The sequence below is a fragment of the Mesorhizobium huakuii genome, from assembly GCF_030160235.1.
GTDB classification, from domain to species: Bacteria; Pseudomonadota; Alphaproteobacteria; order Rhizobiales; family Rhizobiaceae; genus Mesorhizobium; species Mesorhizobium huakuii.
Genome location: NZ_BSNY01000055.1, coordinates 135,809 through 154,491 on the forward strand (window position 1 = coordinate 135,809; position 18,683 = coordinate 154,491).

21 protein-coding genes are annotated in these 18,683 nt (G+C 63.8%); 11 read left to right on the forward strand and 10 right to left on the reverse strand.

What is annotated here, in order from left to right; translation table 11 throughout:
- Window positions 1-38: 38 nt before the first annotated feature.
- The 5 genes from hpf to lptC all read right to left on the reverse strand — a co-directional run bounded on the left by hpf (window position 39) and on the right by lptC (window position 4,795).
- A complete protein-coding gene (gene hpf, locus QQK95_RS29265) occupies window positions 39-623 on the reverse strand; it encodes a ribosome hibernation-promoting factor, HPF/YfiA family (RefSeq protein WP_019861195.1) in 585 nt (194 codons plus the stop codon).
- 267 nt (window positions 624-890) lie between these two features.
- Window positions 891-2,417: an RNA polymerase factor sigma-54 gene (rpoN, locus tag QQK95_RS29270; protein WP_284277877.1), complete on the reverse strand. Its 1,527-nt coding sequence runs from the start codon at window positions 2,415-2,417 to the stop codon at window positions 891-893.
- A 260-nt stretch (window positions 2,418-2,677) separates the two neighbouring features.
- A complete protein-coding gene (gene lptB / locus QQK95_RS29275; RefSeq protein WP_284277879.1) occupies window positions 2,678-3,496 on the reverse strand; it encodes an LPS export ABC transporter ATP-binding protein in 819 nt (272 codons plus the stop codon).
- The gene (locus QQK95_RS29280; RefSeq protein ID WP_284277881.1) at window positions 3,496-4,095 is read right to left on the reverse strand and encodes an LptA/OstA family protein; all 600 of its coding nucleotides are present in this window, start codon (window positions 4,093-4,095) and stop codon (window positions 3,496-3,498) included. The genes lptB and QQK95_RS29280 overlap by 1 nt, the downstream gene beginning before the upstream one ends.
- Window positions 4,082-4,795 carry an LPS export ABC transporter periplasmic protein LptC gene (gene lptC, locus QQK95_RS29285; RefSeq protein ID WP_284277882.1) on the reverse strand — a complete coding sequence of 238 codons (714 nt, stop codon included), beginning with the start codon at window positions 4,793-4,795 and terminating at the stop codon, window positions 4,082-4,084. The genes QQK95_RS29280 and lptC overlap by 14 nt, the downstream gene beginning before the upstream one ends.
- 358 nt (window positions 4,796-5,153) lie before the next feature.
- On the opposite strand from lptC, the gene sppA reads away from it, so the two are divergent.
- From sppA to lhpI, 4 genes are all read left to right on the forward strand, one after another.
- Window positions 5,154-6,110, forward strand: a complete 957-nt coding sequence (gene sppA / locus QQK95_RS29290) for a signal peptide peptidase SppA (protein ID WP_284277883.1) — start codon at window positions 5,154-5,156, stop codon at window positions 6,108-6,110.
- 80 nt (window positions 6,111-6,190) lie between these two features.
- The gene (locus QQK95_RS29295) at window positions 6,191-6,475 is read left to right on the forward strand and encodes an integration host factor subunit beta (RefSeq protein ID WP_006200394.1); all 285 of its coding nucleotides are present in this window, start codon (window positions 6,191-6,193) and stop codon (window positions 6,473-6,475) included.
- A gap of 40 nt (window positions 6,476-6,515) precedes the next feature.
- Window positions 6,516-6,872 carry a DUF1049 domain-containing protein gene (locus QQK95_RS29300; RefSeq protein WP_284277884.1) on the forward strand — a complete coding sequence of 119 codons (357 nt, stop codon included), beginning with the start codon at window positions 6,516-6,518 and terminating at the stop codon, window positions 6,870-6,872.
- A 34-nt stretch (window positions 6,873-6,906) separates the two neighbouring features.
- Window positions 6,907-7,872: a bifunctional Delta(1)-pyrroline-2-carboxylate/Delta(1)-piperideine-2-carboxylate reductase gene (gene lhpI, locus QQK95_RS29305; protein WP_284277885.1), complete on the forward strand. Its 966-nt coding sequence runs from the start codon at window positions 6,907-6,909 to the stop codon at window positions 7,870-7,872.
- Here lhpI and QQK95_RS29310 read toward each other — a convergent pair.
- The 3 genes from QQK95_RS29310 to QQK95_RS29320 form a co-directional block, all read right to left on the reverse strand.
- The gene (locus tag QQK95_RS29310; protein WP_284277886.1) at window positions 7,862-8,305 is read right to left on the reverse strand and encodes an EVE domain-containing protein; all 444 of its coding nucleotides are present in this window, start codon (window positions 8,303-8,305) and stop codon (window positions 7,862-7,864) included. The two genes, lhpI and QQK95_RS29310, sit on opposite strands and share 11 nt — an antisense overlap.
- Complete coding sequence (locus tag QQK95_RS29315) at window positions 8,302-8,697, reverse strand: VOC family protein (protein WP_284277887.1); 396 nt, start codon at window positions 8,695-8,697, stop codon at window positions 8,302-8,304. The genes QQK95_RS29310 and QQK95_RS29315 overlap by 4 nt, the downstream gene beginning before the upstream one ends.
- Window positions 8,698-8,773: 76 nt before the next feature.
- Window positions 8,774-9,463, reverse strand: a complete 690-nt coding sequence (locus QQK95_RS29320; protein WP_284277888.1) for a helix-turn-helix transcriptional regulator — start codon at window positions 9,461-9,463, stop codon at window positions 8,774-8,776.
- A 135-nt stretch (window positions 9,464-9,598) separates the two neighbouring features.
- On the opposite strand from QQK95_RS29320, the gene QQK95_RS29325 reads away from it, so the two are divergent.
- The 7 genes from QQK95_RS29325 to QQK95_RS29355 all read left to right on the forward strand — a co-directional run bounded on the left by QQK95_RS29325 (window position 9,599) and on the right by QQK95_RS29355 (window position 17,168).
- On the forward strand, window positions 9,599-10,678 hold the full coding sequence (locus QQK95_RS29325) for a class I SAM-dependent rRNA methyltransferase (RefSeq protein ID WP_284277889.1): 1,080 nt from the start codon (window positions 9,599-9,601) through the stop codon (window positions 10,676-10,678).
- The gene (locus tag QQK95_RS29330) at window positions 10,679-11,530 is read left to right on the forward strand and encodes a TrmH family RNA methyltransferase (RefSeq protein ID WP_284277890.1); all 852 of its coding nucleotides are present in this window, start codon (window positions 10,679-10,681) and stop codon (window positions 11,528-11,530) included.
- 19 nt (window positions 11,531-11,549) lie between these two features.
- A complete protein-coding gene (lspA, locus tag QQK95_RS29335) occupies window positions 11,550-12,062 on the forward strand; it encodes a signal peptidase II (RefSeq protein ID WP_284277891.1) in 513 nt (170 codons plus the stop codon).
- A gap of 58 nt (window positions 12,063-12,120) precedes the next feature.
- A complete protein-coding gene (gene acuI, locus QQK95_RS29340) occupies window positions 12,121-13,110 on the forward strand; it encodes an acrylyl-CoA reductase (NADPH) (RefSeq protein WP_284277892.1) in 990 nt (329 codons plus the stop codon).
- A 244-nt stretch (window positions 13,111-13,354) separates the two neighbouring features.
- A complete protein-coding gene (locus QQK95_RS29345) occupies window positions 13,355-15,643 on the forward strand; it encodes a hybrid sensor histidine kinase/response regulator (protein WP_284277893.1) in 2,289 nt (762 codons plus the stop codon).
- Between the two features lie 276 nt (window positions 15,644-15,919).
- Entirely contained in the window at window positions 15,920-16,807 is an 888-nt protein-coding gene (olsB, locus tag QQK95_RS29350; protein ID WP_409371716.1) for a l-ornithine N(alpha)-acyltransferase, read from the forward strand.
- Window positions 16,808-16,811: 4 nt separating this feature from the next.
- Window positions 16,812-17,168, forward strand: a complete 357-nt coding sequence (locus tag QQK95_RS29355) for an MmcQ/YjbR family DNA-binding protein (RefSeq protein ID WP_284277894.1) — start codon at window positions 16,812-16,814, stop codon at window positions 17,166-17,168.
- Between the two features lies 1 nt (window position 17,169).
- Here the strand turns inward: QQK95_RS29355 and QQK95_RS29360 are convergent, their stop codons facing one another.
- Both QQK95_RS29360 and grpE read right to left on the reverse strand, forming a co-directional pair.
- On the reverse strand, window positions 17,170-17,802 hold the full coding sequence (locus QQK95_RS29360; RefSeq protein WP_284277895.1) for a trimeric intracellular cation channel family protein: 633 nt from the start codon (window positions 17,800-17,802) through the stop codon (window positions 17,170-17,172).
- Between the two features lie 106 nt (window positions 17,803-17,908).
- Window positions 17,909-18,541 (reverse strand): nucleotide exchange factor GrpE, encoded by a 633-nt coding sequence (gene grpE / locus QQK95_RS29365; protein ID WP_284277896.1) that lies wholly within the window; start codon window positions 18,539-18,541, stop codon window positions 17,909-17,911.
- Window positions 18,542-18,683: the final 142 nt, after the last annotated feature.

Below are 18,683 nucleotides of genomic sequence, written 5' to 3' on the forward strand. Positions count from 1 at the left end.
CCTGCCGTGGCCAGTCCCCACCCCTCGTGCGGCTGGCTTTATCCCTGTGCGACCTTGGTCGTGGACGGGTCGATCCAGCCAATGTTTCCGTCGGGCCGGCGATAGACGATATTGAGATGATCGGTTCCGGCGTTGCGGAAAACGAACACCGGACTGTCCTTGGTATCGAGCTCGATGACCGCAGAGGCCACCGACATGGTCTTCAGCGTCATGGTTGATTCGGCGACGATGGCCGGCGCGAAATCCTCCGGGATCTCCTCGTCGTCATCGGCAAGCGGCGCCATCACCGTGTAGGCGATGTCGGTCAGTTCGCCATTGGCATTGCCCGAATTGTGCGATTTGAGACGGCGCTTGTAGCGCCGAAGCCGGGTCTCCAGCCGATCGGCCGCGGCCTCGAAGGCCAGCGTCGGATCCTGGGCGTCGCCCGTGGCCTGCAGCGAGGCGCCGGAATCCAGCCGGATCATGCAATCCGCCGAATAGCGCGAGCCCGATTTGATGACGGTGACGTGTCCCGCAAAGCCGCGATCGAAATATTTGCCGATCGCTTCGCCGACACGATCGTTGATGCGTGTGCGGAACGCATCGCCGATATCCATGTGTTTTCCCGATATGCGCAGATTCATCTGAAAACTGACCTTCCTTGCTCAGGCTTCAAACTGGCCCGAGTTTATACTCGTGATCCGTGCGCACAAGCTTTGCGGCGTCACTCGCGCCGATTTAAATCCGAACTTTCCGGTTGATCACAAGCCGCCTTTTTGACCGTCCCGAGGCCATTGTCGTGACGGACCATCCGCTAGCGGGCATCGGGCCCGTCTCATGCGGGCGGGCTTCTAGCCACTTCCCCGCGGCTTGTCAATGAAGCTCGAAAGCTGTGGAAAATCGTAAGCCCCCTAGCGCCCGGCGCTGGCGAGCGCCCGCTTCTCGCGCCGGCGCTGCACCGACGACGGAATATTCATGCCTTCCCGATACTTGGCCACCGTACGCCGGGCGATATCGACGCCACTTTCCTTGAGCATGTCGACGATCGCGTCATCCGAAAGGACATCGACGGGTTTCTCCTCGTCGATCAGCTGCTTGATGCGGTCACGCACCGCTTCCGAGGAATGCGCGTCGCCGCCGCCCGACGCGGCGATCGAGGCGGTGAAGAAATAGCGCAGTTCGAACACGCCGCGCGGCGTCAGCATGTATTTGTTGGCGGTGACGCGGCTGACGGTCGATTCGTGCATGCCGATGGCATCGGCGACCGTGCGCAGATTGAGCGGCTTCAGCTGACGCACGCCATGGACCAGGAACGCATCCTGCTGGCGCACGATTTCCGAGGCCACTTTGAGGATCGTCTTTGCCCGCTGGTCGAGGCTGCGCGTCAGCCAGTTGGCGTTCTGCAGGCATTCGGCGAGGAAATCCTTTTCCGCCTGGTTCTTCGCATGCGGCGACACCTGGGCGAAATAGATATGGTCCACCAGCACGCGCGGCAGTGTTTCGGCATTGAGTTCGACGGTCCAGCTGCCGTCATTGGCCGCGCGCACCTCGACATCGGCGACGATGGCGTCGCTGGCGCCGCCCGAAAACGCCATGCCCGGGCGCGGATCGAGGGCCCGGATCTCTGCCAGCATGTCGAGCAGATCCTCTTCGTCGACGCCGCAGATCCGCTTCAGCGTCTGGAAATCACGCCGCGCCAAAAGCTCGAGATTGGCGACCAGGGCCTTCATCGCCGGGTCGAACCGGTCACGCGCCGCAAGCTGCAGCGAAAGACATTCGGCAAGATCGCGGGCGAACAGGCCGGTCGGCTCGAAGGTCTGGCACACCGCCAGCACCTTGGCGACGCTCGCTGCGTCGGTGCCCAGACGCGCGGCGATCTCCTCGAAATCGGCCCTGACATAGCCGGCCTCGTCCAGGCCATCTGCGAGTTCGCCGGCGATCAACCGCGCCGCGGGATCGACGAAGGCGAGCGCGATCTGCTCGCCGACATGGTCGCGCAAGGTGATGGCGCTCGCAGCCATGTCGCCGGCGTCGAGTCCCTCGGACGAGGAACCGCCGCCATTGCCGGAAGCCGATTTCCATTGCGCAGTCAGGTCGGGCCCGAGCCGCTCGCTGGTGCCGGGATCGTCGGGAAACAGGTTTTCCAGCGACGTATCGAGTTTCTCCGAGATCGCCTCGGCGCTCCACCCCGCCTCGTTCTCGAACCAGTCGCCCTCGGCGGCCGCTTGCGGCTCTGCCTCGATCTTCTGCGCCTGGTCGCTCGCGGCGTCATCCTGCGGCTCGGCGCGCTCCAGAAGCGGGTTGCGCTCGATCTCCTCGTCGATGAAGTGCTCGAGTTCGACATGGGTGAACTGCAACAGCCGAATCGACTGCATCAGCTGCGGCGTCATCACCAGCGACTGCGATTGTCGAAGCTGTAGTTTCGCCGCCAACGCCATGGTTCGGTTTCAAACGCCTCCTCTACGCGTCCGGACTTGCCGGAAATGAATTTCGCGGCCGGTCATAGAAACTGGCCCGGCTTTTGCTTGTCAAGGCAAAGCCTAGCAAAAGCCGCTTACCGGAGCGTTATCTCGGAGCAAAATCGCGGAAAATCAGCCCGCGACACGCAAAAAATCGTGCCAGGAAACAAATTTCACGCCCAAGGCAATTTTAGGACAGATGGCTACGGTTTCGGTCCGGCATCGCGCGGGAGAAAAAATCAGAGCGTAAAACCCTCGCCGAGATAAAGCCGCCGCACATCGGGGTTTGCCACCACTTCGTCGGCGCGGCCATGGGTCAGCACCTGGCCGGCATGGATGATGTAGGCACGGTCGATCAGCCCAAGCGTCTCGCGCACATTGTGGTCGGTGATGAGGACACCGATGCCGCGCGCCGTCAAATGGCGCACCAGTTGCTGGATATCGGCGACGGCGATCGGATCGATACCGGCGAAGGGCTCGTCGAGCAGCATGTAGGCCGGACGTGTCGCCAGCGCGCGTGCGATTTCCAGCCGCCGCCGCTCGCCGCCGGAGAGCGACATGGATGGCGCCTTGCGCAGATGGCTGATGTGGAATTCCTCGAGCAGCTCATCGAGATTGCGCTCGCGCACCTTGTGGTCCTTTTCGACCACTTCGAGCACCGCGCGGATATTCTGCTCGACATTGAGGCCGCGGAAGATCGACGCCTCCTGCGGCAGATAGCCGATGCCGAGGCGCGCACGGCGGTACATCGGCATGGAGGTGACATCGAAGCCGTCGATCTCGATGGTGCCTTCATCCACCGGCACCAGGCCGGTAACCATGTAGAAACAGGTCGTCTTGCCGGCGCCGTTGGGGCCAAGGAGCCCGACGGCCTCGCCGGCACGCACGCCAAGCGTGACGCCGCTGACGACCTTGCGGCCCTTGTAGCTCTTGGTCAGGCCCTTGGCGATCAAGGTTCCCTTGAACTTCGTCTTGTCGACGGTGATCGTGGCCGGAGCCGAAACCTTGGCTGCGGCGCGTCCCGGAAGACGCGCCGTCAGCGATGACAGGCTGGCCATCAGGGGTTCGTCGCTCCCGCCTTTGGCGCATCCGATTTCGGCGGAGTCATCGACATGATGACACGTCCCCCGCAACCATCGACGTTCGCCAGGCCAGTCTTCATCTGCACGGTCAGCTTGCAGCCCTTGAGCACGTTCGGGCCTTGCGACAGCACCACTTCCTTGCCGGACAGGACCAGCACCTGCGTCTTCATGTCGAAGGTGCCATTGTCGCCGGTCGCAACCTGGTCATCCGACTTGATGTAAACCTTGCTGCTGACTTCGAGATGATCGATGTTGGCGGAACCGGTCATCGCGGCACCCGCCGCTTCGGTACCCTTGGCGGCCGCTTTTGGATCCTTGACATAATAGACCATCATCTTGCCGGCCTTGAGCAGGGTTGGCCCCTGGACGACGGTGACGTTGCCGGTGAACACGGCGACGTTCTCAGCCTGCCGCACCTCCAGCTTGTCGCTTTCGATCTGGATTGGCTTGTCGCCGGACAATTTGAGCCCGGACACCTGGCTGCTGGCACCCGACTGCGCCAGCGACGGCACAAGGCCCAGCAGGAGCAGCGCCGAAGTTGCGGCCGCAAGCCGTGTCGAACTATTGTGCCACATTCGCTTCTTCGCCCTTTGCCTCAGCCGCCTTCACGCTGGCGGGATCGATGTTGACGCGCACCCTCTTCTCGAACACCAGGATCTTGCCATTGTCCTGGACCGACAGGGAATCCGCTGTGATCTGCGACCCGCCACTGCTGACGTCGACGGGATCGTCCGTCTTCATAGTGCCTTTGCCCATGTCGAGGAAGACCGATTTGAACTTGGCTTGCATGCCGTCGGTCGTGGTGATCACGACGTCGCTGGTCATTTTCATCGTATTGCCGTCGCGATCGTAGATGCCGTGCGAGGCTTTGATCGCGGCGACATTGTCCGGCCCGACCGGCACTTTGGCGTCTATGCCTTCGAGCTCGATGATGCCTTGCGTGTTGACATCCTGGATCGCGCGCAGGGCTGTCATGGAATAGGGCTGCTTCTGCTTGGTGAAACCGTTGAGCTTGGGATTGGCCATCACCAGCTTGCCGTTGGAAAAGGCGGCGCCTTCCGACTGCACCGCGACGGAGACGGGTGCGGCCAGATAGGAATAGACCGGGAAGGCGACGGCGATCAGCGCCGCGGCCAGGGGCACGGCGAATTTGAGCACGCGCACCCGGCGCGAATGACGCTGGGCGCGGTCAAACGCATCGCCCCGCGTCCAGTCATCCGCCCGGGGAGCCAACTCCGTCTCGGGGCTGGTCGGTTCATTCGATCGCGCTAACATGACTGCTTTCTTCCAGACCCTGCCCGCCAGGGAACACCGCCTATAGGTGGGGGGCCGGCACTCTCAAGCAAGCACAAGCCCACGAAAACCGCAAAAATGTGACAACTGTGGTTGTACAAACGAAAACGAGGTCGGCACAACAGCCGGTACTTCATAGCAGAAATGGGCGCCCTCGCGCCCTTTTTTCATCGCCGCTGTTCCTCCCCTTACCTCGCGTCCCTTGCGCAGGCCAGTCACAAAACTGACAGCGTTGGGATCGTCGCGGGCGGATTGCCGCGCCATGGGCGAGACGGAACTGCTTCCCGATGAAGGCATCATGGTCTAAAAGCGTCTCTTCCCGCCGACTGTGAGGCTGACCATGGCATTGAGAGCCGACGACCTGATCGACCGCCGCCGTTTGCGGCGCAAGCTGACATTCTGGCGTGTTACGGCCATCGGCATCGTTGCCCTCGGGGTGATCGCGCTGTCGGCGTGGTTCTATCGCGACGATCTTGGCGGCTCGACTGTCGACCATATCGCCAAGGTCAGGATCGAAGGCACGATCACCGAGGACGAGGAACTGATCAAGCGGCTGGAAGACATCCGCAAGTCGTCGAAGGTCAAGGGCGTGATCCTTGCGATCGATTCACCCGGCGGTACCACCGTCGGCGGTGAATCGATCTATGAGGAAGTGCGCAAGGTGGCGGCCGACAAGCCGGTCGTGGCCGAAGTCGGCACGTTCGCCGCGTCCGCGGGCTATATGATCGCAAGCGCGGCCGACCACATTGTCGCCCGCAAGACCTCGATCGTCGGTTCGATCGGCGTGCTGATCCAGTATCCTGACGTCAGCGGCCTGATGGACAAGCTCGGCATCAAGCTGGAGGAGGTGAAATCCTCGCCGCTCAAGGCTTCGCCCTCTCCCTTCAAGCCGACCAATGACGACGAGCGCGCGATGGTCCGCAAGCTCATCCTCGACAGCTACGACTGGTTTGTCGGCATCGTCGCCGAACGCCGCAAGATGACCCACGAACAGGCGCTGGCGCTTGCCGACGGATCGATCTTCACCGGCCGCCAGGGTGTCGCCAACGGGCTGATCGACGCCGTCGGCGGCGAAACCGAGGCAATCGACTGGCTGGCGACCAAGGGTGTCGACGCCAAGCTCAAGGTGGTCGAATGGAAGGACACGGACCGGCGCGGCAGCTTCCTGTGGTCAAAAGCCATGGTGAAAACGGTCGGCAGCGCGCTTGGTCTGCCGGACTACAGCAGTGATGTCATCCACGAACTTGGCGCCGACCGCTTGTTTCTTGACGGCCTCGTTTCTGTCTGGCACCCTTGAGCGCGGTTTGGGACAGCTGAAAAAGCCAATAAAATCATCCTCATAATTTCGACCGAACTGCTTTCACGGGGACCCGTCTGATGATCAAGTCCGAACTTGTGCAGATTATTGCCACGCGCAATCCGCATCTTTTCCTGCGCGACGTCGAAAACATCGTCGGCGCGATCTTCGACGAGATCACCGACGCCCTCGCCGAAGGCAACCGGGTCGAGTTGCGCGGCTTCGGCGCTTTTTCGGTGAAAAACCGCCCCGCCCGCACCGGCCGTAACCCGCGCACGGGCGAATCCGTCGAGGTCGAAGAGAAATGGGTGCCGTTCTTCAAGACCGGCAAGGAACTGCGCGAAAGGCTGAACGGCGGCAAGTAGGCGCGGCTTCGGCGCCGGCTTCCGACGGAAAACATACATAATGCTCAATCGTTTCATGCTCATCGTGGTCTTCGTGCCCCTGGCGATCATCCTGATCGCGCTGGCGGTCGCCAACCGCGAACTCGTCGCCTTCACGCTGGACCCGTTCAATCCCGGCAATCCGAAGCTGACGCTCACCTTGCCGCTGTTCATTTTTCTGTTCCTGGCGCTTGCCATCGGCATGATCGTCGGCAGCCTGGCGACCTGGGTCAAGCAGGGCCGCTACCGCAAGCTGGCGCGCCAGCGCGGCGTCGAGGCGGAAAACCTGCGCCAGGCAGTCAGCCGCGTGCCAACGGCACCACAAGGAGCAACCCCGGGATCGGCCCAAGGGTCGGCATTGCCAAAACCGACCAATTGAGCCGACCGGCGCCCTTCGTTCCACGGAGCTATTCATGCTGACCATTTCGGCCGCCGAGGTCGACCGTGCGCTGACTTTTTCCGGCCTGGTCGAAACATTGCGGGCGGCATTCCGCGAGGGTGCGGTGCAACCTGTCAGGCATCATCACACGGTCGAACGGCCTGATGGTGCGGCCTCGACCTTGCTGCTGATGCCTGCATGGACTGATTTCAACGCCGCCGGCACGTCATCCGGTGGCCATATCGGCGTCAAGATCGTCACCGTCTCGCCCGACAACAACGCTGTCGGCAAGCCCGCCGTGATGGGGCTCTATCTCCTGCTCGATGGCGCAACCGGCGAGCCGGAAGCGCTGATCGACGGCCAGCGGCTGACGCAGTGGCGCACCGCCTGTGCTTCCGCGCTGGCTGCATCCTACCTCGCCCGCGACGATGCCTCGCGGCTGCTCGTGGTCGGCGCCGGCGCCCTGTCGCCGTTCCTGGCCAAGGCGCATTCGGCGGTTCGGCCGATCAAAACCATCCGCATCTGGAACCGCACCCCGGCAAACGCCGAGAAAGTCGCGGCCGATTTGCGCGCCGAGGGCTTCGCCGCCAGCGCCGCTTTCGATCTCGATGCCGAGCTTGCCGAGGCCGACATCATCTCCTCGGCGACAATCACCACCACGCCGCTGATCAAGGGCGCGCTGTTGCGGGCGGGAACCCATGTCGACCTGGTCGGCGGCTTCACCCCGACGATGCGCGAAAGCGATGATGACGCCATCGTCCGCGCCCGCGTCTATGTCGACACTCGCGCCGGCGCCACCAAGGAGGCTGGTGACATCGTCCAGCCATTGGCCTCCGGCGTGCTGAAGCCGGACGCCATCGTCGCCGATCTGCACGAACTGGCGCGCGGCCAGGGGAAGGGCCGCCAGAGCGCCGACGAGATCACGCTGTTCAAGTCGGTTGGCGCGGCGCTCGAGGACCTTGCCGCCGGCATTGCTGTCTACAAGGCTTTCAAGCCCTAGCCTCGGCAAGCGTCTTCGCGGCACCCATCGCCTCCGCGATCAACTGAAAATCGTGGTCGGTGAGTTCGAACAGGCCGAAGCGCAGCTGATATCCCCAGTTCGACTTGCCGGCGGTGAAGTCCAGCCGGTCGAGCAGCGGCTTGATCGGCGCCTCTTCGGCCGTCACCCATTCGACATCGCGGCGGAACGGTGTGAAGCCACCGCCCATATCGCCCTGATAGGGCTCTCCTTCCCGCACCGTGCCGATTGCCGTGAATGCCTGCAGGCCGTCCTTTTCGCCCAAAATTGTCGTCGGCGAATAATAGACGATGCCGTCGCCCGGCTTAATGCGGCGCAGCGGCGCCGCCTTGCCGTGATTGACCTGCATGAAGCCGTCCTTCCGGCCGCGCCGCACATGCTGCGCCGACGCGACCGCGATCCAATACGCGCTCATACCTGTTCCCCATCGGCCTGTTGCCCGTCGGACAGCCAGTAAACGCGCAGGCGGTGATCGTCTGGATCGAGCGCGACGAAAGTGCGGCCGAAATCCATATCGGTCGGCGTCTGCAGGATCTTCAAACCGCGCCCCGACCAGTCGGCATGGGTAGCGTCAACCGCATCCGGCGTCTCCAGCGCGAACACGATCTCGGCGCCGCCACCGGCCGCCGCCGCCGCCGGCTCCACCGTATGGCGTGACCAGAGGCCGAGTTTGAAGCCGTTGTCGAGCACGAACAGCACGAAGGTCGGCGCGCTTTCGACCGGCTCGCGACCCAGCAGCGCGCTGTAGAAGGCGCCGCTCTTGAGCGGCTGATCGACGTAGAGGATGACGAAATTCGGGGTGGGCATATCTGCTCTCCAAGCTGTTTCAACGTATCGACTTGGCGAACTTAAGATACCATACTGTCAGATTCTGGCAGTAGCCTCACGAGCCGCTCGGCTTGTCGAGCGTCGCCCGCCATTCCTTGAGCAGCGCCTGGCGGCGGCGTGGATAGCGCGCATTGATGGCATCGAGGCCGGATATGCGATCGGTGCGAAAATGCCGGAAATCCTGCCGCATCTCGCACCACGCCACCACCACCCGCACCTTGTCGAAGAAGCCGAGCGCGAACGGCCAGACGACGCGTTGCGAAGCGGCACCCCCAGCGTCGCGATAGAGAAAGCCGAGTTTTCGCTCGTTGCGGATGGCCTGCCTCACCGTGCCGAGGTCTATGTCTTCAATGGCCGTCATGGCAGGACCGACAAGCAGCGTCGAGGCATCGAGATCCTCGCGCAGATCGTCCGGCAGCACGGCCGCGATCTTGGCCAGCGCATTGGCGGCGGCGGCCGAAAGACGCTGGTCCGGCTGCTTGGCAACCCAGCGCGAACCGAGCACGATGGCTTCGATCTCCTCGTCGGTGAACATCAGCGGCGGCAGCATGAAGCCGGGTTTCAGCACATAGCCCAGCCCCGCCTCACCCTCGATCGGCGCGCCTTGCCCCTGCAGCGTGGCGATGTCGCGGTAGAGCGTGCGGATCGAAATCCCGAGTTCATCGGCCAGCAACTGTCCGCTCACCGGCCGGCGATGCCGGCGCAGGCACTGGATGAGGTCGAGCAGGCGTTCGGAGCGGGACATGAGGCAGATTTGCCCGTTTCTTTGACATTGGTCCACCGCTGGCCGACATGAACAGCAGAGTTGGCGGTGGCAGACTTGGTTGCACCGCCGCTTTCCTCATGCCAAAAGCGGCACGCCGCTCGGAGATGCTCCCGCTTGAAGTCTTTTCGCGACAAACGCCGCGACAACCGCCCGACCGCGAAAAGCGGAACCGGAGAGGTGCGTCCGCACGAGACGCGTGGGCGGCCCGACGCCAGGCCGCGCGAGCCGCGTGAGGCGAAACCGGATAACCAGCCCGAACCGAAATCCGCGCCGCGCATCCTTGCCCGTCGCGACGGCGCCCTGCCGGCCGAGCAGCTTCCGCTGATTCTCGAAGTGGCGCCCAATGCCGATTACGCGCTGCTCGACAGCGGCGCCGGCCAGAAACTCGAACAATACGGCCCCTACCGCATCGTGCGGCCCGAGGGCCAGGCGATCTGGCAGAAGGCCTTGCCGGCGAAGGACTGGGAGCGTGCCGACGCCATCTTCACCGGCGACACCGACGAGGAAGGCATCGGCCGCTGGCGTTTCCCGAAGACGCCGCTCGGCGAGACCTGGCCGATGAAGCATGACGGCATCGATTATCTCGGCCGTTTCACCTCGTTTCGCCATGTCGGCGTCTTTCCCGAGCAGGCCTCGCACTGGGACCACATGGCCGGGCTGATCGCGGCGGCGAAGCGGCCGGTCAAGGTGCTCAACCTGTTCGGCTATACCGGCCTCGCCTCATTGGTGGCGGCCCGCGCCGGCGCCGAGGTCACCCATGTCGACGCCTCGAAGAAGGCAATCGGCTGGGCCCGGGAAAACCAGGAGATGGCTGGGCTCGGCAGCAAGCCGATCCGCTGGATCGTCGACGACGCCGTGAAGTTCGCCGAGCGCGAGGAACGTCGCGGCAGCCGCTACGACATCATCCTGTTCGACCCGCCGGCCTATGGCCGGGGCCCCAAAGGCGAGGTCTGGCAATTGTTCGATGACCTGCCGGCATTGACCGACCTGTGCCGCGCGATCCTGACCCCAAAGCCGCTTGCCGTGGTGCTGACCGCCTATTCGATCCGCGCCTCCTTCTTCGCCATCCACGCTTTGATGCGCGACACGTTCGCCGGCATGGGTGGCAGGGTTGAATCGGGTGAACTGATCATCCGCGAAAAGTCCGCCGGCAGGGCGCTTTCGACCTCATTGTTTTCGCGTTGGGTGGCCTAAATGAACGAACGGCATGTCGGCGCACCCGGCCAGGTGAAGGAAGTCACCAGCCTCGCCAATCCGCTGATCAAGGACATCAAGGCGCTCGCCCTGAAGAAATTCCGCGACCAGCAGAACGCCTTCATGGCCGAGGGGCTGAAGCTGGTCATCGATGCGCTCGACTTGGGCTGGCAGATCAGGACGCTGGTGTTCGCCAAGGCCGGGCGCGGCAACCCGGCGGTGGAGAAGGTCGCGGCGCGCACGGTTGCCGCCGGCGGCACGGTGCTCGAAGTGTCGGAAAAAGTGCTTGTCGCCATCACCCGCCGCGACAATCCGCAAATGGTGGTCGGCGTTTTTTCGCAGAGATTCCTCGCCCTCAGGGATATCCGCGCCGACAATGGCGATGTCTGGGTGGCGCTCGACCGGGTGCGCGATCCCGGCAATCTCGGCACCGTCATCCGCACCGTCGATGCCGTCGGCGCCAAGGGCGTCATCCTGGTCGGCGACACCACGGATCCGTTTTCCGTGGAGACGGTGCGCGCCACCATGGGTTCGATCTTCGCCGTGCCGGTGGCGAAGGCAAATACCGAGGCCTTCCTTGCCTGGCGCGGCGGCTTTTCTGGCCTTGTCGCCGGCACGCATCTGAAAGGCGCGGTCGACTACCGCTCGGTCGATTTTTCCCGTGGGCCGGTGCTGCTGATGATGGGCAATGAGCAGCAGGGCCTGCCCGAAAGCCTGGCGGCGAGTTGCGACCGGCTGCTCAGGATTCCGCAAGCGGGCCGCGCCGATTCGCTCAATCTCGCCGTCGCCACCGGCATCATGCTGTTCGAGATCCGGCGCGGCGCGCTGAAGCTCGAACCAATCGCCGACTAGCAATGAAGGTTGCCCGCCCGTGAAATCATGGTCCCCCTACGCGCTGCTTGTCGTCGCGGCCATCGCGCTCGATCAGTGGATTAAGCATCTGGTCGAGACCGGCCTGCCCTTCCAGGAAAAGCTCGATCTGGTGCCGTTCCTGGCGCTGTTTCGCACCTACAACACCGGCATCGCCTTCTCGATGTTCTCCTCCTTCCGCGACACCGGCCTGGTGGTCATCGCCGTTCTGGTCGTGGCTTTCGTGCTCTACCTCGCCACCCGCACGCCATCGGGCCACGTCATCGCCCGCACCGGCTTTGCCCTGATCATCGGCGGCGCGCTGGGCAATCTGATCGACCGTGCCGTCTACGGCCACGTCATCGACTACATCCTGTTCCACACGCCGGTCTGGTCCTTTGCCGTCTTCAACCTCGCCGACGCCTTCATTTCCGTAGGTGCGGCCCTGGTCGTCTTCGACGAACTCATCGGCTGGCGCCGCGAGCCCAAACCTTCGAACGCCAAGCCTTCGAACGCCAAGTCTTCCAAAGATTGACCCCACGCGGCCGTCGCCGCACAGTCCAGGACGCCAAGCAAGTTCGCGGAGAACAAAGATGTCCGAAACCTTCAAAGCCATTCTCGTCTCGCGCGACGCCGACAAGAAACAGTCGGTCGCCGTGACCGACCTCACCGAAGCCGACCTGATGGAGGGTGACGTCACCGTCGCGGTCGAGGCGACGACGGTCAACTACAAGGATGGGCTGGCGATTACCGGCAAGGCGCCGGTGGTACGCCGCTGGCCGCTGGTGCCGGGCATCGACTTCGCCGGCACGGTCATCTCGTCCTCCAATCCCGACTGGCGCAAGGGAGACAAGGTCATCCTGAATGGCTGGGGTGTCGGCGAGACGCATTTCGGCGCCTATGCCGCGCGCGCCCGCGTCAAGGGGGACTGGCTGGTGCCGCTGCCGGAAGGCATCAGCGCCCATGACGCGATGGCGGTCGGCACCGCCGGCTATACCGCCATGCTCTGCGTCATGGCGCTGGAGCGGCACGGCATCCTGCCCGATCGCGGCCCGGTGGTGGTGACGGGTGCTGCCGGCGGCGTGGGTTCAGTCGCGGTCTCTATCCTGTCCAGCCTGGGTTACCACGTCATTGCGTCGACCGGACGCAATGCCGAAAGCCCCTATTTGATCAATCTCGGCGCCGCCGAGGTGATCTCGCGCGACGAGCTCAGCCAGCCCGCCAAGCCGCTGGCCAAGGAACGCTGGGCCGGCGGCATCGATTCGGTCGGCAGCCACACGCTGGCCAATGTGCTGTCGATGACTTCCTATGGCGGCGCGGTCGCGGCCTGCGGCCTGGCCGGCGGCATGGACCTGCCGGCGAGCGTGGCTCCCTTCATCCTGCGCGGCGTCTCGCTGCTCGGCGTCGATTCGGTGATGGCGCCGAAAGCCGTGCGCCTCGAGGCCTGGCGGCGCATCGGCGCCGATCTCGACCTGCAGAAGCTCGCCAGCCTTTCCACGACCATCGGCTTCGACGGCATCATCGATGCCGCACGCGACATCGTCGACGGCAAGATCCGCGGTCGCGTCGTCGTCGACATGTAAGCCGGCCTAGAGCAATTCCAGGAAAAGTGTGAGCGGTTTTCCGTCAGGAATTGCGTCAAAACAAAGAGTTAGAGCGGTTCGCCGTTTCCATGAAACGGTGAAACGCTCTAGCGGGCTCCAGCCAGCGGACAGGTCGCCAAATCCGGTGGCGAATCCGCCGCTACCGGGGCAAAAACGCCCTATCCGCTAAAATTCGAACGATCCGCCGCAATTTTCCATAATCTCTGTCTGGCAAGGGTTTCGCATGATCGCGGAATCCGACAGCCGACAGGCAGACAAGGGCGACGATGTCGATGCGGTTGCCGCGCCAGCGGCGACGCGGCGGTTCATCGCCGCGCCGCCGCTGGTGCCCGAGCAGCAATTGGCCAGGCGGGAAGGCCTGCCGCTGCTCACCTTCGTCGCCATCATGGTCCTGGCAGGCCTCGCGCATCTGACCGGTGCGCCGATCTTCATCAGCCTCGCCTTGCTGGCAACCGGCCTCGCCGGCCTTGCCATGCATCTCCATGCCAGACGCAGCGTCCACCGTACAGTGGTGCTGCTGGACGAGACCACCGCCCGAAGCCGCGCCGAGATCGAGACGCTGGCCGACCGCATGTGGGAAATGCAGGAGAGCGAGGAGCGCTTTCGCGGTCTCATCGATGCGCTGGGCGACCTCGTCATCCATCGCGATCGCGACGGCTACATCGTCTATGCCAACAAGGTGTTCGCCGATCTGGTCGAAACCGATCAGCGCGATCTTGCCGGCAAGACCCTGGCCGAACTTGGCATCGAGGTCGGCATCGTCCCCGACGCCGCCTTTTCAGACCATGAGTGCCTGAGTTCCACCGATGTCGCCATCCGCACGCCGGGCGGCCCGCGCTGGTTCTCCTGGATCGAGCTGTCGGTGCGCGAAAAGGAAAGCGGTGCGGTTTCGCATCGCGCCATCGCCCGCGACATCACCGCCCGCAAGCGCGCAGAATCCTCGCTGATCACCGCGCGCGAGCGCGCCGAGTACGCAAGCCAGGCAAAATCGCGCTTCCTCGCCACGGTCAGCCATGAAATCCGCACGCCGATGAACGGCATCATGGGCATGGCCAGGCTGCTCGCCGATACCAGCCTGTCGCCGGAGCAGCAGACCTATGTCGGCGCCATCTCGACCTCGGCCAGCGCCCTGCTCGCCCTGATCGAGGACCTGCTGGACTATTCCAAGATCGAGGCCGGTCGCTTCGATCCGGAACCGCAGCCCATGTCGGTGCGCGAAATCGCCGACAACATCATCGAATTGCTCGCCGCGCGCGCCTTCGCCAAGGATATTGGCCTCGGCTGCCACGTCGAACCGGATGTACCGCAATTGATCACAGCCGATCCGGGCCGGGTCAGGCAGGTGCTGCTCAATCTGATCGGCAATGCTATCAAGTTCACCGACGGCGGCGGCGTGCTGGTCAGCATCGCGCGCGCCCGCACCGAGACCAGCGACCGCATCTGCTTCACCATCACCGACACCGGTCCCGGCCTGCGCGAAGAGGACATGGAGCGCATCTTCGAGGAGTTCGAACAGGCCGACGGCACCTCGACGCGCGCGCATGGCGGGGCGGGGCTCGGACTTGCCATCTCCAAACGGCTGGTGGCTGCCATGGGCGGCACGATTTCGGTATCCAGCCGGCTTGGCCAAGGGTCGGAATTTGTCTTCGAAATTCCGGCCACGGAGGCCACCGGAGCGCCGCAGGGCCGGCAGAACGTGCTTGCCGGCAGGCGCGCGGTGATCCTGTCCAGGAACGCCGTCGAGGCCGACGCCATTGCCCGCACCATCCGCGCCAATGGCGGCACGGCCGGCATCGCCACCACCGTGGCACAGGCCGTGCCTCTCGCCGAGGGCTGCGACGTGCTTCTGGTCGACGCGGCCATGGAAGAGAGCGACGGGAGAGTGCTCAAGCGGTTGCGCCAAGGCGGCTTTTCCGATTGCGAAGCCATCACGCTGATCGCACCGACCGACCGCGGCATGCTCGGCGAGTTCCGCGCCAGCGGCTATGCGACCTTCCTGGCCCGGCCGGTGCGCGGAGGAACACTATTGCGTGTTCTTTTGACCAGCCATGCGCCGGCTCTTGCCCAACCCCAGCCGGAAAAGCGCCGCGCCCCAGCGCTTCGCGCCTCGAGTGACCGTCAGCAGGGCCTGTCCGTGCTGATCGCCGAAGACAACGACATCAATGCCATGCTGGCCCGCGCCACGCTGTTGAAGGCGGGGCACCGCGTCAAGGTTGTCGGCAATGGCAAGGCCGCTGTCGAGGCCGTCACCAGCGCCGGGCACAAGCATCGCTTCGACGTGGTGCTGATGGACCTGCATATGCCGGTCATGGACGGGCTGGACGCCATCGCCGCGATCCGCCGCCACGAGGAAGAGACATCGGCGCCGCCCGTGCCGATCATGGTGCTGTCTGCCGACAGCCAGGAAAAGACGCGCCACGCGGTGCTTGCCCACGGCGCCAGCGGCTTCGTCACCAAGCCACTCGACCCGGATGCGCTTGTCAACGCCGTCGAGGCTCAGGTTGCGGCTTGATCCGCTTTTTTTCCGGCTTGGCGGCTGATCCATGCCGGCCCAAAGTGGCCTCGATCCGCCGAGGGCGACATCCACGAAAACAAGGGTTTGAGGCGCGGCGACTTGACCCGTGCAAACGAGACATGCCTCGCCCGTTCTCACCTAACGTAGCCGGTTGACCGTTTTCGCCAGCCGACGAAGTATTGCCCGCGGCGCCTTATCACGGTACTGTCACAATCCTGTTGCACCTACACCGTATCCCCGTGCCAAGAGGGATGGCTCGAAGGAGAATCACTCGTGCATACAGTTATGCCGGAATGTGACACGCGGCCGAACGCCAGCAGCGCCTTGCTCGCCGGACGTAATGTCGATTCCGTCATAAAAGGCGCAGCGCTTGGTCGTATCGGCAATCTCGAAGTGCGGCTTGCCCGCAACGAGGCCGAGATCGCGGCCGCGCAGGAAGTGCGCTACCGTGTATTTTACGACGAGCTTGGCGCCCGCAAGGACCTGTTCCAGGTGCAGGACCGTCGCGACGCCGACCGATTCGATCCGCTCTGCGATCATCTGCTCGTCTTCGACAATTCGATTTCCGGCCCCGAACACCGCCGCATCGTCGGCACTTACCGGTTGCTGCGGCAAGAGATCGCGGCCGCCGCCGGGGGCTTCTATTCCGAAGGCGAATTCGAGCTGACCAAGCTCATCGCCCGCCATCCCGGCCAGCGTTTCCTTGAACTCGGCCGTTCCTGCGTTTTGCCGGAATACCGCTCGAAGCGCACCATCGAGGCGCTGTGGCAAGGTATCTGGGCCTACATCAACCACTACGAAATCGGCGTAATGACCGGCTGTGCTTCCTTCCCCGGCACCGTGCCGGCGGCGCATGCCGAGGCGCTCACCTATCTTGCCCATCACTGCCGCACGAATTCGGCCTGGGATGTGCGCGCGGTGTCCGGGCGCTATTGCTCCATGGACCTGATGCCGATCGAGGCGGTCAACACCAAGGCCGCGATCGCGGCGATGCCGCCTCTGGTCAAGGGCTATCTGAGGGTCGGCGCCCGCATCGGCGACGGCTGCGTCATCGACCGCGAATTCTCGACCGTCGACGTCTTCGTGGTGATGCCGGTCAAGGAGATCGGCGCCCGCTACGTCAACTATTATGGCGGGGAAGCGCAGCGCTTCGCAGCGTGAAACGGTGAGCGACGAGCTTTCCACCGTTTTCGAAGCATTGCGACGTGCTGCGAGCGGCTTGCCGGACATCATCGAAACGACATCTTATGGGACGCCGGCGCTGAAGGTTGGCAAGAAATTGCTTGCCCGCGTCAAGGACGCCGACACGGTCGTCCTGATGTGCCCGCTCGACGAGAAAGAGATGCTGCTGGAAGCGGCGCCCGCAATCTATTTCGAGACGGATCACTATAAGGGCTGGCCGGCGATCCTTGTCAGGTTGAGTCGAATTCCGCCCGAAGAATTGCGCCATCGGCTCGAACAGACATGGATCCGACAGGCGCCCAAAAAGCTGATGAACGCTTGGCAGGCAGCGAAGGCCTGATTCAAGGAATATCCTCCGGCCGCCGGCCAGGCCGGCTCTTGTAGGACGGAAACGACCAGCCGAAACGCAGCGCGCCGCCACGCACGGCGAGCGCCACGACGAAGCCGGCCAAGCCTGAAACGATCTGCGGCAATCCGGCGACGTCGCCGAGTGTGAAGATGGCCGCGCCGGCCAGGGCGGCCGTGACGTAGATTTCCGGCCTCAGCAGCACCGATGGTTCGCCGGCCAGCAGATCGCGCAATATGCCGCCAAAGGTCGAGGTCAGCATGCCGGTAATGATCGAAACCACGGGTGAACCGGTGATTGCCAGGCCCTTGGCCGCGCCCATCACCGAAAAGGCGGCCAGCCCGATGGCGTCGAGCCACAGCAGCAGCTTGTATCGGGATTCGACGCGATGCGCGGTGAAGAAGACAAGGACGGCCACCACGGCGCAGATGAGCACATAGTCGCGGTTTCCCACCCAGAAGACCGGCACATTGAGGATGAGGTCGCGAAACGTGCCGCCGCCAATACCGGTGACGCTGGCCAGGAACAGGAAACCGATAATGTCGAGTTGCTTGCGCGAGGCAGCCAACGCCCCCGTCGCCGCGAAGACGGCGACGCCGGCATAGTCGAGAAGGGCGATGGGGTTCAAGGGCATGAGGCGGTAGAGTTTAGGGAATAGGCATAAATAGCAAGCCGCACGATTGATACGGCTGCCTTATTCCCTACTGCCTACGGCCCTACTGCCTAATCCCTAACTACGCATCCTTCTCCGCCTGCTCATTCACCGGGCCCGGCTCCACCGGCGCCTCCGCGGCAATCTTCGGGCCGCCCTTGGCCACGCCGACCATGGCCGGACGCAGTACGCGCTCGCCGATCGAATAGCCCGGCTGCACGACCTGGACGACGGTGTTGGCCGGGACATCGGGATTGGGCACCTCGAACATGGCCTGGTGGAAATTGGGGTCGAACTTCTCGCCTTCCGGCGCGAGCTTCTTGACCCCATGCCGTTCCAGCGCCGACAGCATGGCGCGCTCGGTCAGGTCGACGCCTTCGATCAGCGCCTTGAAGCCGGCGTCGCCCGAGGCCTTGGCCTCCGCCGGAATGGCATCCAGCGCGCGGCGCAGATTGTCCGACACCGACAGCATGTCGCGAGCGAAATTCGCAACCGCATAGGTGCGCGCGTCGTGCACATCGCGGGCGGTGCGGCGGCGCAGGTTCTCCATCTCGGCCGCGACGCGCAGCGCGCGGTCCTTCAGCTCTTCATTTTCCTTCAGCAGCCGCACAAGCGCTTCATAGTCGCCGTCAATGCTGCCTTCCGTGCGCTCGGCACTGGCCTCGGCCGCCTCGGCTTCACTGGGCGCGCGTTCGTCTTTTGTCTGGTCGCTCATCGCCGTTTCCCGTCATCTCGAATGGTATGGATTTTGTGCCCGATATCGAGGTTTGGCAGCCAAAAATCAAGGGGTAAGCGACCATTGGGCCTGTGGCCGGGTCCGGGCGGCGATCAACTGCGATACTTCGATTTTAATTCAA